Here is a 13,726-nt window from a genome sequence, read left to right on the forward strand (position 1 = left end):
GCAGAGCCGTCCCAACGGCGAACCGGTCTCCGCCAGCGGCACGTCCGTCGCCACCGTCGAACTGGTGCTCGATGTAGTCGAGCCGGAGGCTCAGCAGTCATCCGATCCTCGGGGTGTCCAGCACCCGAAACGCGCCCTATAGAGTGGCGTCGCCCTACAACGCCGGACCGTCCGGCGTCGCCAGAGACGCCACAGCGATTGCGACTGGCGACAGCACCCTCCCCGGGGCGACCTTTCGTTCGCGCAGATCGTGCAGGCCATCACGAGAGGAATCGTCGGCGTTATCGGTACTCAGGCGGCGTCCAGGTTCTCCGGGGTGTTCTTCTTCGGCTGACCGACGAGACAGGAGAATGGCTGTGTCACAACTTGATGGACCCACCGAAAGGCACATCGCGTTTCCGCTCGAGAATCATTGGCTTTACAAAGGGGCGGCGCAGGTGCAGGGCGCGGATTCGCTGAAAGCTTGGGCTCGCTCGGCTCTTGACGATGTCGTGAAACGGCTGCCGCCCGACGAGCGATCCGCAGTCGAGTTCTTTGCGACAGAGATGGCCAATGAGGAAGCGCAGGAGAGGTTGATACGGGAGTCTAGAATCAGGAGGATTCGAAAGATCCTGGATAAGAAGCCTAGCGACGTCCGCTAAGCTGGAGGCGTACCAGCGGACTTGTTTTGGTGGGATCGGAGGCCCGGGGGAAACCTCGAGATGGAGAAAGGACGATGAAGGCTTCGACTCGGTTGCTCGGCTTGGCTGCGGTGTCGGTTTGCGTTCCCTCCGCAGGTGCGGCGCAGGCGCCGGTGGCGGCGTCTTGCCGTGCTGCCGAGGCCATGCTGCGGGAGCTGGCCGTCCCCGCGCTGGAGACTGGGGCACGGGCGGATTCGCTGTGGAACCAATTCCAGGTGGCGGAAGGGAACTACAGACAGGCTGAGGGCGAGGCCGAGACCTTGGGCCGGCGCATGGATGACTCCGCGGATTCGCTCGCGTCGGTGTTGCTGAGTCCGGCGGTTGCCGACTCGCTGCGGTCGGATCGAATCTGGCTCGGCCTGTCCGGGTCCTTCACGTCCGCCTCCGACTCCCAGGCGCGGAGGGATTCGGTGGCGCGGGCGGACTCGCTGATGGACGACCGTGTCCGCCTCCACGTGGGGTTGGCGGTCGCTGACTCGATGGCCGCAGCTCGGGATTCGTACTACGTAGCTTTGGACCGCGACTTTGAGGCGTCGCGTCGGGGCGACGAAGTGGGAAACGAGAAGGCGTTCCTAAGCTCGCGGTGGTGGGAGTTGTTGCGTAGATCGGGTGCCCTTCGGGACTCCCTCCGGGTTCGCGCCGAAGCGGGGGCGCATTCACGGGCTATGGAGGCTGATTCGGTCTTGGCGAGACGCCTCTTGCTGCCGTTGGTCGAAGCGTGGGGCCTAGCTCGTGAACGGCGGGATTCACTCCTTAACCTGTTATACGGCGCATACGGTGACGGGGAGGCACTGTATGAACGGTGGGCGCAGGCGGATTCGGCGGCCCGCCTTGCAGGGTTTGACTTGGAATGGGACGCCCCCGAACTAGGCGGATACGCGGCGCGGGTGTCCATAGCAGTGGAGTTTCGCGGCGCGGCGGCACGGTGCCGATCGTGTCCGGCGCTCACGACCGTAGGCGATGCTTGGCGGCTGGTGATGGATCAGATTCCAGATCGCGAATCGGGGCTGTGGCCGGACGATCCGGGCTCGTGGACGGATCCGGATAGCTGGCGGCGGCGCATGGCTGGGCGGTCGTGGGAGGTGTTCATATCGGCAGTTATGGAAGCGGCGGAATGCGTACGGTAATCGCCTCACATCGATTGGAGAATGAGGAGCCATGACGCAGATTTGGAGAGAGGGTGGCGCTGGGAGTTGTCAGTTTTGCGGACAGCGCGTTGTCTGCTGCGGGACATGGCTCGACAACCACTTCCCGGAGAGCCACGAGAATGGCGAATGGGAAGTCCGCGATTGCTCCGGCTGTGGCAAGTTCCGGATCACCGGAAGTGCTAGCGCTTACTCGCAGATTCCGGAGCCGACCCTCTTGGCGGTAGCCTCATGGATTAAGGAGAAACAGCCGGAAGTGCCCGCCAGCGGTTGGGAGCACACCGACCTTCCGTTGGTTACCAGCGGGCTTATTGATCACCTGCGAGAGTCTCAAAGCGACCCCTCCCGAACCCGCGACGAAGGCACAGGTGAAGCCGAGTGAGCGTCGGCCGTGTGTACCCCGCATCCCCAATCGTGTTAGTGCTTGCTGCCCTGTGTCTTCCGGGTGCCGGACGTAGACTGAGGCAGTTCATTCTCGCATTTCTTGCGCTGACGGCATGCAGCGGTGAGCCGCCTCCCGACACATGGGTCGGCTACCCACGTCTCCTGGGGTTGAGAGAAGACATCTGGCGGTGCTGGAAACTTCACGAAGTAGGCGGAGAGGTGGTGTTTCTCAGGACGGGAGGGAACGACTCCACCGGCGTAGCAGGCACCGGATCGGGCCCACCAAGAGAGTGGCCGGAGGTCCAAGTGCTCAGGGTTCCCGTCGAGCGGAACGACTCAATATACACCCCATCGCGTGATGTCCGACTGCTGAATTACGTCGAGAGGGAACTCGCCGCAGGAGTGCACGAGGACTCCATGAACGCGTCCCTTCGAGAGTCGGTGATCCCGTTCAAGACGGTCGCCGACCTGCGCGCCCACGTTGAAACCAAGTTTCCGTCTTCCATGCGGGTCTCCTTGGGGGCGACTCACGTAATCCACCGTAGCACAGGCTCGTTGTACTTCTATGATGACGATGACTACGATGCCGATGACCCCGAGGCGGGCATTCCAAGCTGGCACACCTACACAGCCTATCGGAGTGCCTGCCCGGACGAGCTGGCGGAGGAAGCCATGGAGCGTATCCGGGAGGGAGGGTGAGTAACCACGGGCGGTCACCCGTCCAGTCAAGCGTTCCGTGCCCCTTTGCGAACCCTTGTGGGTTGTTCTCTCGGAACGCGATGCATCGCCCCGAACCACCGCCTCGCGGTGCTCGACGCCACGCCCCACCCGAGCCGGGTCGGTAGAGGAGGCCTGAGTCTTTGACGTGGCGTCCAGCTGCGAGTTCCGAGTGAACGGCCGTATTCGTCGGGCGCAGGTGGAGCATACACAAGAGAGCGAGATGGAGGCGGTACGCCGCACCCCAGCGGCGCGAAACCGGAAGAGCACGGCTGTGATTCACCCAACTGGCAACCAGGCGGAGAATGTCCGGGAACGCTGCAGGCGTTCCATGCTTTTTTCCGCATGTGTCGAATGACCCGCGAACGGAGAGACCAATTGGCGGTCCAGCTGGACCTGGGTGTGGAAGCGGAGCCCGAACGCCCGAAGCCGGAGCGGCGGCAGAAGAGCGGTGGCGGAAGCTGGCTCCAGCGGTGCTCGGTGCTCGAGCCGGTCCCGGGGCGGGTTCTCTGGCCTAATGGCCGGGTCGTGCGGGACGATGAACGGCAACGCATCCTGCTCGATCCGCAAACCCACCACTCCTTCTTGGCCTTGGAGGAAGCTGCGTGGAAGGCTTGCGAGGACCGCGTATGGCACCAAGCCATTCGGCGAGCGGTAGAGGATGACCAAAGCCGACCTCGTTGAGCAGGCCACCAAACGTCTCGGGCGCGGACACGGAGGCGGCGGGCGTATGCCCTCCGGCCTATCTCCCGCTTGAATGGGGTCATATAGCGATCCATCGGGCGGGGTCGCCTGTCGCGGCTTCCGGATGCGGCGCTGTAAGGGCCCCCGGAGGCGAGCGTCAGGCGATCGCAACGTCAGCTCGGGAGCGGTCCCCCGGCGCTTACGCGGGCGGACGTTACCGGCACTGTCCTCCTCGGCCTCCCGGAGTGCGACACGGCTGGAAGGGGAGGTACCTCACTCCGTCATCCGGTAGTACGGGACTACCGCGACGGTGTCCGGGCAGGGACGGCGGCGCCGGGCAGGGGTTCCCGAAGCTACGTAGGCCTCTCCTCGTGATCGTTGTCGTCGGCATCTTGGATCTCCACCGGCGTTTGGCTGCCGGTTACTCTCCATCTCAGCCACAGGATCATGATCATCTCTGCGACGAGAAGGGCGACCCCGACAAGGATCCTATCGGTAAAGACACACCCGAACCCGCCAGCGAGGAACAGCACATCTATCAGCGGAGCCGCTACCCCCCCGATCCGATGGACGAAGACTTCCGCCTTCGCTCGAAGGAGCTCCACGCCTCTACGATGCTGACCCTGCTCCTGAAACTCCGAGACAATGATGTTGGCCGCACCGGGGACGGCCTCGTTGAACTCCCGAAGAAGCTTGGGTGGAGGCAGCGGAGCGCTCCACCTTTCGGTGACCTGGACGCCGGCGATGTGCAGTTGGCCTTCGGTGGGTTCCGACGGGGGTTGCTGCTCAGGTGGCTCGGCCGGGGTCTGCTGCTCCGGTCGATCGGGAAGGTTAGTCTCGACCCCGTTTTCGTCTTCGCTCACCGATTCCAGTCCGGGAATAGATCCGCTTGGTCCGCATGGAAGACGGGATCATCCTCGATCTCCACGGCCGGCTCCCCAAGGGCATACAACGCAGCGTCGTGGGGATCGCAGAACGAGGGAGAAAGCAGAGCCGGATCGTCCGCCGACGGGTAACCATGCTCCACCAGCACGCGCCACGTAGCGTCGTTGAGATCGCGGATGACGATGTTGAAATCGTTGAAGACAACGGCGAAATCACGGGCGAAATCAAACGGCTGCCAACGCCGGGTGAGAGGAAAAGCTCCATGGCTCAACGGCACGAACCTTCGCGCCGCGTAGTCCCGCATGGCGCGGGCAATCTTATCCATCCCTAGGGTGCCTCCGGTCAGTGGTCTTCTACCCGTTCCCTTTCTTCGTACACGTTGTAGGGCAGCACGGTTTCGACGCCGCCAAGGTGTGCCTGACGTGACATCTGATGCAAGCCCGACGTTGTCGCGGCGCCCCATCGAGAGAAATCGTCACGCCCGTCCCACCTCCCACCTCGGCGCGGCGGCGTACTAGTTCGGCGTCCGCGAGCCGCCTGGCGACGTTCTCGTCCGTCCGCGTACGCTACGGCGGCTCTCATTAGGTCCTGCGCGATCCGCAGACACGAGCGCTGGAGCCGGGCGTAGCGACGCAGGTCCGCGTCACCCAAGCCGATCAAGTCGGGACGCGGGGCAGGCTCGGCCGGATCTTCCTCCCACGTGTGGATGCAGGCGCGCAGGGCAAGACGAACCGCCCCGGCGCGCGATAGGTCCTCTCGACCCATGCGCCGCGTGGCCAGCGCGTGGAACGCTTCCAGCAGATCGCGCTCCACGCGAACGTTCGTCCATTCCGTCATGAGACACCTCGTTGTTTGAGTGGCACTTCTTTACCGCAGCAGCAGCGCACCCGGTCGGGCCGGCGCTTCTGCACGCGATAGGCGTAGACTCCGATTGGCCCTTCCGCATCCGCAGGGATTGGCGCGTGCTGAAGCCAACACTGACCGCGAGCGGCAGCCTTGCAAGCCGGTGCGGCGTGAGCGGCAGGCGGCGTGGTGTGAGGCCCAGCGGGTAGTGCTGCTGCGGCCTTGGCGAGGGCGGCGCGCACCGCCGCCGGGCGCGTGATGACCGGCTCGCGTTCGCGTGCCGCCCGCCAGATGGCGTCGGCTGCCGCTTCGTCGATACGAACTACGCACGCAACGTCGCCGAAGGCGAGCCGGGTCGTGCGCGACCGGCATCCCGCACCGCGAGAGTCCCACGGAAGCCACGGCAGGCGTGTTACAGCCGGGGCTCACCCCCTTTAGGGGGTGCCCAAGCGTAACAGCCGCGTTTCCGAACGACTCTCCCGCGCAGAGGCGCGCGGCCCGCCCCTCGGCGCGGGCGGTGGGGAGTCAAGCCCCATCCTCGCGTCGGACCCGCACGCGGGCCGGCTTCTTGATCCATTCCTCGATCTCGTGCCGCCACCAGCCAACGGCAGTCCCGCGTGGCGTGAGCTTCACCGGCCGCGGAAACTCGTCGGCATCCATCAATCGACAGATCGTTCCGCGGGACAAGCCGGTCGTCCGCTCTACGTCCCGGCGACGAAGGTCTTGGGTCGTCATGTGTGGCCTCCTATGCGTTATCAAGAGCGCCCCTCTCTTAACCCAGTCGCTTAAGGCCTCACGTACGCGGCCCAGGACGCCATAAGATCCCGCCTCGCGTCTAGCAGATCGGACCTCTGATAGCTCCCCTCGACGCCGCTAACGACATGTCCCAACGCCATTTCAGCGACCTCGCGCGGCTGGCCCACCTCCGCCGCCCATGAGCGGAAAGAGGCCCGGAAGCCGTGCGCCACGGCGGCGATCGAAAGATCCTTCATCAGCTTGCTGGGCGTCGCGATGCTGATCGGCTTCCCACTAGGTGCCGGGAAAATGAGTCCCTCGGAACCCGACAGCTCCGCGGCCTCGCGGAGTACAGCGACGGCCCGCGCGCTGAGTGGTACGCGATGGCGCTTGTTCGCCTTCGTGCGCTCCGGCGGGATAACCCAGAGCCGGTTCTCGATGTCGACCTCCGACCACTCCGCCAAGCGAGGCTCGCTGGGTCGGGTCGCCGTGAGGACTTGAAGCTCGAGGCAGAGTTTCGTCGCCGGCCACGCATTCGACGACCGGATCCTCGTCAGCGCGTCCGCGACCTCGGAATGAGGCAACGAGGCGAAGTGCCTCGTGCCTCCGTTCTGCGTCGGGAGCGCCTCACCTATCCCGGCAACCGGGTCGGCTGCGGTCCGGTGCCCCGCGACGGTTGCCCAGCGCATGATTGCCCCGAGCCGTTGCTTGAGCCTCCGGGCTGTCTCCGCCTTCGTGAACCAGATCGGACCGAGGATGGCAAGGACATCGGCGGAGTCCACCTTGTCAACGGGTTTTGAGCCAATCAACGAGAAGGCGTACCGTGCGAGCATGGCCCGCCACTGGGTCTCGCTCCCCGTGCCACGCCACCCCTCCCGACGAAGCGTGATCACCTGCTCTGCGGCCTGCTCGAACGTTGGGACCGTCCCCATACGAGGGTCTTTGTCCTGCTCCACGAGGCGGGCGTTCTTGAGGGCCTTCTCCCGGGCCCGTGCAAGCGTGACCACCGGATACGCGCCCAGCCCAATCATGACAGGCTTCCCGCCGATGCGGAGACGCTGCGAGAAAGTTTTCGAGAACCCGCCGGAAGTGTTAGGTTTGACAAGCAGGCTCAGTCCGTGGCCGCCGCGGCCGTCTCCGTAGCGGCCCGGGACGTTGACGGTACGGACGAAACTGGCACTCAACCTCTTCGGACGCTTCATGACGTTATCCCTCTCGTTATTACTATTTGAGAGAGAATAACGGATACGAAGAGGGACGACAAGGGACGAGTAGGGAATCGCGTAGTGCTCGCAAATCCGTACGATAACAGTAATTTAGGACACAACTAGGGACGAGTAGGGATCATAGAGGATGGGTGAGCTCCGAATCCCCTCGGCTCCATTGTGACGTGCGCGCCGTTAGCTCAATTGGCAGAGCAACTGACTCTTAATCAGTAGGTTCGGGGTTCGACTCCCTGACGGCGCACTCTTCCCCCCCCCGGAGTTTTCCCTCTCGGACTTCTCCCCCTCAGCGGTTCTCTTCGCGCTCCTGCGCCCGGGCGCCCAGCAGCACGTTCTCCAGGGCGTAGTTCCCCTCGTGGCAGGCGTACTCGTAGAGGAGGTCGTCCATCTTCACGAACGGGACCTCGCCGCCCCACGGGCTCTCCCACGTGTCCGGGTCGTCGATCAGGAACTCGTAGTTGATCGTGTTCGCGTCCACGCGCGTGAGCCGCTCCGTGATCTTCATGTTCGCAGTCGCGCCGAAGAACTCGCGGTAGCCGGTGAGTTGCTCCGGGTTGAGCTTCGTCGTCTCGATCACGAGGGTGTCGTCCTCCCACCAACCGCGGGAGTCGCCGAACCAGGGCCGGATCTCCTCCGGGAACGGCGGCGGCCCGCCGGTCTCGTCCGCTTCTCCGGAGTCGGGAGAGACACCGATGGGGATGATGCGGGTGTCGTGTACCATCTCTGTCATGATCATGACGTGGGCCGGCGTCTGCACGATGGTGTAGTTGTTGTTGTAGAAGTAGTTCGGGAGCATCGGGGGGCCGGCGTTGGATCCGAACGAGACGATGCAGCGCTCGGAGAGGGGCCGGTTCTCGGGGTTGTCGTACTCGCCGTGCTGGCCGCGGGCCGCGAGGAGTCCGCCGAGCCGCTGCTGGGCTTCGGCCGTGCGCCCGGGAATGCGACCGTCCTCGGGCTGCGTGATGAGGGAGCTGCGCGGCTCGCCGTTCACGACGGCGACCTGATCCCCCCGGTCGAGATAGAAGACGTTGTAGCCGCCGGTACCGCCCGCCGCCGCATCGAGCACGAAGTCGCATCCGAGGCTGACGCCGCCCGCCGCCGGCGCGTCGCGCTCGGGATCGCTGGCCTGCGAGTGGGCCTCGATGCACTCCTGCCGGCCGCCCTCGATCTGGGCGACCTGCTCGGGGGTGAGCACGGCCTCGAAGCCCTGGGGCCGCTCTATGGGGGTGATCGTCCCGTTGGTCCAGTTCCCCTGCAGGTCCGGGCGTCCGTCCGGCGTGCGCGGCACCGCCCCGCCGTCCTGCGCCAGCGCGAGGGGGGACGCCACCGCGGCGACCAGCGCCACCGCGGGAACCAGCCCCACTGCGACCGTTGCTCGAATCTTGGTCATCTTCATCGCTTCGTCCTCTTCTCGTCCTTCATCCGACATCCTCCGGGCAGCCGAAGCATCAACAATCATACGGCCCACTGGTCGATGATTCACGGGTTCCGGTGGCGGTGTTTCGCACCGGCCCCGACCTTGTGACGTTGCTTCGAGCGCGGCAACGCGTGCGACGCGGAGATCGTGGACTACCACCGCTGAGCGGGGGATACGCCAATGATTGAACTGGATCCGGTACACCCGGGCGAGGTCCTGAAGCACGACTTCATGGAACCGTTCGCGCTGTCCTCCAACGCTCTGGCGAGAGCCTTGGGCGTGACTCCCGCGCGAGTCAACGAGATCGTCCGGGGGCGCCGCGGCATCACGGCGGAGACGGCGCTGCGGCTGGCGAGGTACTTCGGTACCGACGCCCAGAGTTGGATGAACCTTCAGGATCGGTACGAACTCGCGGTTGCCGAGCGAGCTGGTGCCGACGCGCTGAGTGCAATCCGTCCGCGCGAGGTTGCGTAACAGCCCTTGGAGAAGCCCCGCGTGGCACCATGACCGGTGACGCAAGCCGTCTTTTCTCCTCCCGTCGGGAACGGCGCCTGTGGATCTGGGCGCTGGCAGTGGTCGTGGCGATCTACTCGACGGCCGATCTGGCCCGGACGCTGGCCGACGCGCTGCGCGAGAGCGGGCTGCTCGAGGCCACCGCCTCCATGTTCAGCGCCGGCATGCTCCTGATCGGGGCGATGATCGTGGTTCAGGGGCTGAGGGAGCGCTCGCGCGGCGTCGAAGTCGGCTTCGCGCTGGGCGTCGCGGCGATCGCCGTCATCGGATTCGCGCGCGGGATCAGTGCGGCCGAGCGTTCCCACCTCATCGAGTACGCGGTACTGGCGCTCATCGTCCATGAAGCCCTTGTGGAACGGCGGGGTCAGGAGAGGCGGGTCCCGGTACCGGCCGTACTGGCGATCGTGGGGACGACGCTGGTCGGGGTGGTCGACGAGTGCATCCAGTTCTTCCTGCCCAGCCGGACGTTCGACTGGTTCGATATCCTGTTCGACCTGCTGGCGAGTGTGATGGCGGTCGGTTCGAGCGTCTCGCTCCGCTGGGTGCGGCGCTGGCTCGGCGGGTGGCTCCGCGCCCGGTAGCAGGGGGAGCCCCCGTCAGTTGCGCGCGTCGAGCGTCTGGAGGGGCCCCTCCGCGCCGTAGGCCAGGATCTTTCGGTCGGCGGTCAGCAGCGGGACTCCGTGGTGGCGTGCCGTGGCGACGATGAACCGATCGGCCGGGTCGGCCGGGAAGGATCCCGGCAAGCGTACGCTTCCGATCGCGATCTCCGGTTCGATGGGAAGGAGAGAGATTCCGGGCACCGTCAGCGCTGCGTCGATCCATTCACCGACATCACGGTCCAGACGCAATCTTCCGCGTTCGGAGAGGAGAGCAATCTCCCAAGGCGTGATGGCGGATACGCCCACACTGCGTTCGCGCCCTGGGGGGTCCAGGGCCCGTTTCGCAGCCGACCCAAGCCGTGGGTCACCGTGTATGGCCCAGATCAATACGTGCGTGTCGAGGACGATCACCGCATGGCGTCCCACTCACCGGGGTCCGCGGCGGGCGCGAAGGGGTCATCGTACGCCGATACCGAACCCTTCAGCGCGCCGAAGAGTTGGATATCTCCGTCACCCGGCGCCGGCACCGGCGCCAGCATGGCGACCGGACGCCCGTGCTTGGTGATCGTGATCGGTTCGCGGTCCCTGCCTACGCGTGCGATGAGTTGCGCACACGCCTTTCGGAAGGCCGCGACACCAACGGTCTTCGTCATCGACATGCCCCCGTGTCCTGTTCCAAACATCCAGTTATGTACATAACTATTGTACAAATATGTGAGGCAAGCCACAACGCTTACGAGGATGGCCGGCTCTGGGTACGGCTCGCGTGGGCCGAGGCGGACGAAATCCTCAGGGCCCACGTCTACGATCCGGATGGAGAGATCCTCTTCACGGCCGAATGGCCGCGGGGGATCGATCTCACGCTGGGCGGGGTGAGCGGCGACGTGGCGCTCGGCGTGCAGCGCATGGAGTTCGACGTGCAGCGCGTGGTGCGGCTCCGCTTCTCGCCACGGTAGGCACAGAGCGTCCGCTTGTACCCCGAGGGCCCTTAGTCCAGACGCCGGGCCCCGTGTACCGGCACCGTGTCAGTCGCTACGATGCCTCCCGCGGTCGACCCGAATCTGGAGGTTCTCATGCAGGTGGAGGGTATGATGCGCGCACACCCAGGTGCGCTGCGAGCAGGAGTTCTTGCGGTCTCAGCGTTGGTCGTCGTTCCGGTGGCCCTGTCCGCGCAGTACTTGCCGGCGCGCGGGGACGCGTGGGAGACGCGCACTCCGGAGCAGGTGGGGATGAACGCCGAGGGCGTGCAGGCGGCCGTCGAATACGCCCTCGAGCACGAGACGACCCAGGCGCGCGACCGGGAGTTCCAGCACAGCCGGAGCTTCGGGCGCGAACCGCTCGGGGAGGGGGTTGGGCCGTTCAGCGTGCGGGGTGGGCCGGCAGGGATGATCGTGCGCCACGGCTACATCGTCGCGGAGTGGGGGGACACGAAGCGCGTCGACATGACGTACAGCGTGACCAAGTCCTTCCTCTCGACCAGCGTGGGACTCGCCTGGGACGAAGGGCTCATCGGCTCGCTCGATGACACCGTGCGCGAGTACATGGCCCCGATCGACGTGCCCCCGGGCGATGGGGAGCCGGGCGTGGACCGGATCGGATTCGGGAAGCCGGATCCGACGACGATGTTCGAGTCCGAGCACAACCGCACGATCACGTGGGACCACCTCCTGCGGCAGACCTCCGACTGGGAGGGCACGCTGTGGGGCAAGCCCGACTGGGCGGATCGTCCCAGCGGCGACCCGTCCACGTGGCTGACGCGCGAGCGACATCCCTCGGGCACCGCCTACGAGTACAACGACACGCGGGTGAACGTCCTTGCGCTTGCCGCGGCGAGCGTCCTGCGGCGCGCCCTGCCCGAGGTCCTGCACGAGCGCGTGATGGGACCGATCGGCGCCTCCCCGACGTGGCGCTGGAACGGCTACGAGAACTCGTGGATCACGATCGACGGCCGCCGCGTTCAGTCGGTGAGCGGCGGTGGCCACTGGGGCGGAGGCATGTTCATCAACGCCCGCGACCAGGCGCGCTTCGGCCTCTTCACGCTGCGGCGCGGGAAGTGGGGGGACCGGCAACTTCTCGCCGAGGAGTGGTTCGACCTCGCGACGACGCCCGGCCCCGCGAACGGTTCCTACGGGTTCATGAACTTCATGCTCAACGTCCCGAACGAGGCGGGGGACAAGCGCTATCCGAGCGCGCCCGAGGAGGCGTGGGCCCACCTCGGCAACGGCACGAACATGATCTACTGCGACCCGGTGAACGATCTCGTCGTGGTAGCCCGCTGGATCCCCGGCGGCGCGATCGACGGACTGCTGGAACTCGTCATCGACTCGATCGACGACGCGGCCGCGGCCTCGTCCAGCCGCTGACGTGAGTGAGCCGGGGGATTCCGTGTCGGACGCGATCCGACGGCGATTGCTGCAAGTAGCGGACGAGAGGCGGCGCCCCTCTGCCGCCCCGGTGCCGAACGCGCTCACCTTGGAGGCCATGAAGGAAGTGGACGAGGGGAAGGGTGCGCGCTTCGGCAGCGTCAAGGAGCTGTTCCTCGACCTCGACGAAAGCCGACCCGGCTCTGGAACGGAGACGATCCGGCCCCAACCTGGGCCCGATGGCGGGCGATGATACCGGGCGAAAGGCGAACGGATGTTCGGAACAGCGGGCGGAACGACATCCGCCCGCGGGTATTCGTGAGTTCGGTGATGGGGGGTTACGGTGAGTACCGTGAAGCCGCTCGGCTCGGGATTCAACAGGTCGGCTGCGATCCGGTTCTGGCGGAGGACTTCGCGGCTCAATCGATTTCCCCTCGTAACGCCTGTCTCGATGGGGTACAGAGCTCGGACGCGCTCGTGGTGCTGCTCGGTGCACGGTACGGATGGCTAGCACCATCGGGCCGGTCGGCGACCGAGGAGGAATACGAAGAAGCGCGCCGGCGGCACCTGCCGATTCTGGTCTTCGTTCAGAACGGTGCGGTGCGTGAGCCGCCGCAACAGGAGTTTGTGCGGAGGGTCGAAGATTACATCGGCGGGCATTTTCGGAAGTCATTTCACGATGCGAACGACTTGAGACGGCTAGTATCGGAGGCAGTTGTGGCGGTCGACTTCGGAGGGGCCCCCGGACCACAGATGGGGGCGGAAGCGAGGATTCGGGCGGCTTTGAATCGAAAGCCGGAGAACACTCAGGACAGCGTATGGGTGAAGACGTGCTGGGCCACGCCACGTGACGAGGTGGTAGTGGATCCCGTGGCCCTCGACGATGCGGCGTTACAGCAGCGACTCCAACAATTGGCTCACAACTGCGATCCACCCCTGCTCAACTACGAACTGCGCAAGAAGCCGGAGGCCACGCTCGCTCGGCTGCGGATCCGACAGGGAGAAGTGCAGGGCTCGATGCCGGACGAACGCGCGACGATCATAACGATCCACAGTGACGGCACGTTGACCGTCGTGCAGAACGTCACCGGCCCGATATCGCGAGACCCGAACCGTCTCCTGATCGGTATGTACCGGCTTGATCCCGACGTGGTTCGTGATCGTCTCGAACGATCCTGGTCGTTCGCCGCAGCTTGGTGGAACGACCACGACCCTCCGAGGCGGTACGATCCGCTGCTGTACGGTGCTGCGTTCTACGATGTAGGCGAGCGGAGTTTCGAACGCGTCGCGGACCACGGGCCGGGAGGTCTCCCGATACCGCCCAAGTGCCCCGAGAATCCCGTGATCGTGTTCGACCCGTGCCGCGTCTCGAGGACAGTCCTCAGCGAGCCCGAATCCGAAATCGCCCGAATCATCAAGTTGGTCGAACTTCGATTCCGCGGATGGGCCAACAACGTATGGTGAGAACTCCGGACCTCTGGTACGGCAGGGGCCGGAGGCAGTGGGTTCCACTTCTGTTGCCCGGCCCATCCCCTACC

The 13,726-nt window shown here is 65.4% G+C and carries 17 protein-coding genes and 1 tRNA gene; 10 read left to right on the forward strand and 8 right to left on the reverse strand.

Annotated features, from left to right (window positions below):
* Positions 1–350 precede the first annotated feature (350 nt).
* The 3 genes from ACPXY0_RS17795 to ACPXY0_RS17805 all read left to right on the forward strand — a co-directional run bounded on the left by ACPXY0_RS17795 (position 351) and on the right by ACPXY0_RS17805 (position 2,908).
* Positions 351–641 (forward strand): hypothetical protein, encoded by a 291-nt coding sequence (locus ACPXY0_RS17795; protein ID WP_423926885.1) that lies wholly within the window; start codon positions 351–353, stop codon positions 639–641.
* Positions 642–715: 74 nt separating this feature from the next.
* Entirely contained in the window at positions 716–1,807 is a 1,092-nt protein-coding gene (locus ACPXY0_RS17800; RefSeq protein WP_423926887.1) for a hypothetical protein, read from the forward strand.
* A gap of 396 nt (positions 1,808–2,203) precedes the next feature.
* A complete protein-coding gene (locus ACPXY0_RS17805; RefSeq protein ID WP_423926889.1) occupies positions 2,204–2,908 on the forward strand; it encodes a hypothetical protein in 705 nt (234 codons plus the stop codon).
* Positions 2,909–3,963: 1,055 nt separating this feature from the next.
* Here ACPXY0_RS17805 and ACPXY0_RS17810 read toward each other — a convergent pair.
* The 5 genes from ACPXY0_RS17810 to ACPXY0_RS17830 all read right to left on the reverse strand — a co-directional run bounded on the left by ACPXY0_RS17810 (position 3,964) and on the right by ACPXY0_RS17830 (position 7,275).
* Entirely contained in the window at positions 3,964–4,473 is a 510-nt protein-coding gene (locus tag ACPXY0_RS17810) for a hypothetical protein (RefSeq protein WP_423926891.1), read from the reverse strand.
* Positions 4,470–4,820 (reverse strand): hypothetical protein, encoded by a 351-nt coding sequence (locus ACPXY0_RS17815; RefSeq protein ID WP_423926893.1) that lies wholly within the window; start codon positions 4,818–4,820, stop codon positions 4,470–4,472. Before ACPXY0_RS17815 ends, ACPXY0_RS17810 begins: the two co-directional genes overlap by 4 nt.
* Before the next feature lie 17 nt (positions 4,821–4,837).
* Positions 4,838–5,332, reverse strand: coding sequence for a hypothetical protein (locus tag ACPXY0_RS17820; RefSeq protein WP_423926895.1), 495 nt, complete (start codon positions 5,330–5,332; stop codon positions 4,838–4,840).
* 531 nt (positions 5,333–5,863) lie between these two features.
* Complete coding sequence (locus tag ACPXY0_RS17825) at positions 5,864–6,073, reverse strand: helix-turn-helix transcriptional regulator (protein ID WP_423926897.1); 210 nt, start codon at positions 6,071–6,073, stop codon at positions 5,864–5,866.
* Between the two features lie 50 nt (positions 6,074–6,123).
* Positions 6,124–7,275 carry a tyrosine-type recombinase/integrase gene (locus ACPXY0_RS17830; protein ID WP_423926899.1) on the reverse strand — a complete coding sequence of 384 codons (1,152 nt, stop codon included), beginning with the start codon at positions 7,273–7,275 and terminating at the stop codon, positions 6,124–6,126.
* Between the two features lie 192 nt (positions 7,276–7,467).
* Between ACPXY0_RS17830 and ACPXY0_RS17835 the strand changes: the two genes are divergently transcribed.
* A tRNA-Lys gene (locus ACPXY0_RS17835) sits at positions 7,468–7,540 on the forward strand.
* 42 nt (positions 7,541–7,582) lie between these two features.
* Here ACPXY0_RS17835 and ACPXY0_RS17840 read toward each other — a convergent pair.
* Positions 7,583–8,686, reverse strand: coding sequence for a hypothetical protein (locus tag ACPXY0_RS17840; RefSeq protein ID WP_423926901.1), 1,104 nt, complete (start codon positions 8,684–8,686; stop codon positions 7,583–7,585).
* 207 nt (positions 8,687–8,893) lie between these two features.
* On the opposite strand from ACPXY0_RS17840, the gene ACPXY0_RS17845 reads away from it, so the two are divergent.
* The gene (locus tag ACPXY0_RS17845; protein ID WP_423926903.1) at positions 8,894–9,187 is read left to right on the forward strand and encodes a HigA family addiction module antitoxin; all 294 of its coding nucleotides are present in this window, start codon (positions 8,894–8,896) and stop codon (positions 9,185–9,187) included.
* Between the two features lie 29 nt (positions 9,188–9,216).
* Complete coding sequence (locus tag ACPXY0_RS17850) at positions 9,217–9,807, forward strand: VanZ family protein (protein WP_423926905.1); 591 nt, start codon at positions 9,217–9,219, stop codon at positions 9,805–9,807.
* 15 nt (positions 9,808–9,822) lie between these two features.
* Here the strand turns inward: ACPXY0_RS17850 and ACPXY0_RS17855 are convergent, their stop codons facing one another.
* Entirely contained in the window at positions 9,823–10,236 is a 414-nt protein-coding gene (locus ACPXY0_RS17855) for a type II toxin-antitoxin system VapC family toxin (RefSeq protein WP_423926907.1), read from the reverse strand.
* A complete protein-coding gene (locus ACPXY0_RS17860; RefSeq protein ID WP_419934393.1) occupies positions 10,233–10,478 on the reverse strand; it encodes a type II toxin-antitoxin system Phd/YefM family antitoxin in 246 nt (81 codons plus the stop codon). The genes ACPXY0_RS17855 and ACPXY0_RS17860 overlap by 4 nt, the downstream gene beginning before the upstream one ends.
* A 36-nt stretch (positions 10,479–10,514) precedes the next feature.
* Between ACPXY0_RS17860 and ACPXY0_RS17865 the strand changes: the two genes are divergently transcribed.
* The 4 genes from ACPXY0_RS17865 (at position 10,515) to ACPXY0_RS17880 (ending at position 13,652) form a co-directional block, all read left to right on the forward strand.
* Positions 10,515–10,781 (forward strand): hypothetical protein, encoded by a 267-nt coding sequence (locus ACPXY0_RS17865; protein ID WP_423926909.1) that lies wholly within the window; start codon positions 10,515–10,517, stop codon positions 10,779–10,781.
* 135 nt (positions 10,782–10,916) lie between these two features.
* Positions 10,917–12,188 (forward strand): serine hydrolase domain-containing protein, encoded by a 1,272-nt coding sequence (locus tag ACPXY0_RS17870; protein ID WP_423926911.1) that lies wholly within the window; start codon positions 10,917–10,919, stop codon positions 12,186–12,188.
* A gap of 1 nt (position 12,189) precedes the next feature.
* Positions 12,190–12,441 (forward strand): type II toxin-antitoxin system RelB/DinJ family antitoxin, encoded by a 252-nt coding sequence (locus ACPXY0_RS17875; RefSeq protein WP_423926913.1) that lies wholly within the window; start codon positions 12,190–12,192, stop codon positions 12,439–12,441.
* 65 nt (positions 12,442–12,506) lie between these two features.
* Positions 12,507–13,652: a DUF4062 domain-containing protein gene (locus ACPXY0_RS17880; protein ID WP_423926915.1), complete on the forward strand. Its 1,146-nt coding sequence runs from the start codon at positions 12,507–12,509 to the stop codon at positions 13,650–13,652.
* Positions 13,653–13,726 lie beyond the last annotated feature (74 nt).

Origin of the sequence: Candidatus Palauibacter sp. (genome assembly GCF_965237495.1) — a bacterium.
Lineage (GTDB): Bacteria > Gemmatimonadota > Gemmatimonadetes > Palauibacterales > Palauibacteraceae > Palauibacter.

Bases quoted from the DNA above. Each gene is read 5' to 3' on its own strand.
- ACPXY0_RS17840 (WP_423926901.1), bottom strand. From the start codon at position 8,686: ATGACCAAGATTCGAGCAACGGTCGCAGTGGGGCTGGTTCCCGCGGTG.
- ACPXY0_RS17815 (WP_423926893.1), bottom strand. From the start codon at position 4,820: ATGGATAAGATTGCCCGCGCCATGCGGGACTACGCGGCGCGAAGGTTC.
- ACPXY0_RS17830 (WP_423926899.1), bottom strand. From the start codon at position 7,275: ATGAAGCGTCCGAAGAGGTTGAGTGCCAGTTTCGTCCGTACCGTCAAC.
- ACPXY0_RS17845 (WP_423926903.1), top strand. From the start codon at position 8,894: ATGATTGAACTGGATCCGGTACACCCGGGCGAGGTCCTGAAGCACGAC.
- ACPXY0_RS17850 (WP_423926905.1), top strand. From the start codon at position 9,217: ATGACCGGTGACGCAAGCCGTCTTTTCTCCTCCCGTCGGGAACGGCGC.
- ACPXY0_RS17860 (WP_419934393.1), bottom strand. From the start codon at position 10,478: ATGACGAAGACCGTTGGTGTCGCGGCCTTCCGAAAGGCGTGTGCGCAA.
- ACPXY0_RS17820 (WP_423926895.1), bottom strand. From the start codon at position 5,332: ATGACGGAATGGACGAACGTTCGCGTGGAGCGCGATCTGCTGGAAGCG.
- ACPXY0_RS17800 (WP_423926887.1), top strand. From the start codon at position 716: ATGAAGGCTTCGACTCGGTTGCTCGGCTTGGCTGCGGTGTCGGTTTGC.
- ACPXY0_RS17865 (WP_423926909.1), top strand. From the start codon at position 10,515: ATGTACATAACTATTGTACAAATATGTGAGGCAAGCCACAACGCTTAC.
- ACPXY0_RS17795 (WP_423926885.1), top strand. From the start codon at position 351: ATGGCTGTGTCACAACTTGATGGACCCACCGAAAGGCACATCGCGTTT.
- ACPXY0_RS17825 (WP_423926897.1), bottom strand. From the start codon at position 6,073: ATGACGACCCAAGACCTTCGTCGCCGGGACGTAGAGCGGACGACCGGC.
- ACPXY0_RS17870 (WP_423926911.1), top strand. From the start codon at position 10,917: ATGCGCGCACACCCAGGTGCGCTGCGAGCAGGAGTTCTTGCGGTCTCA.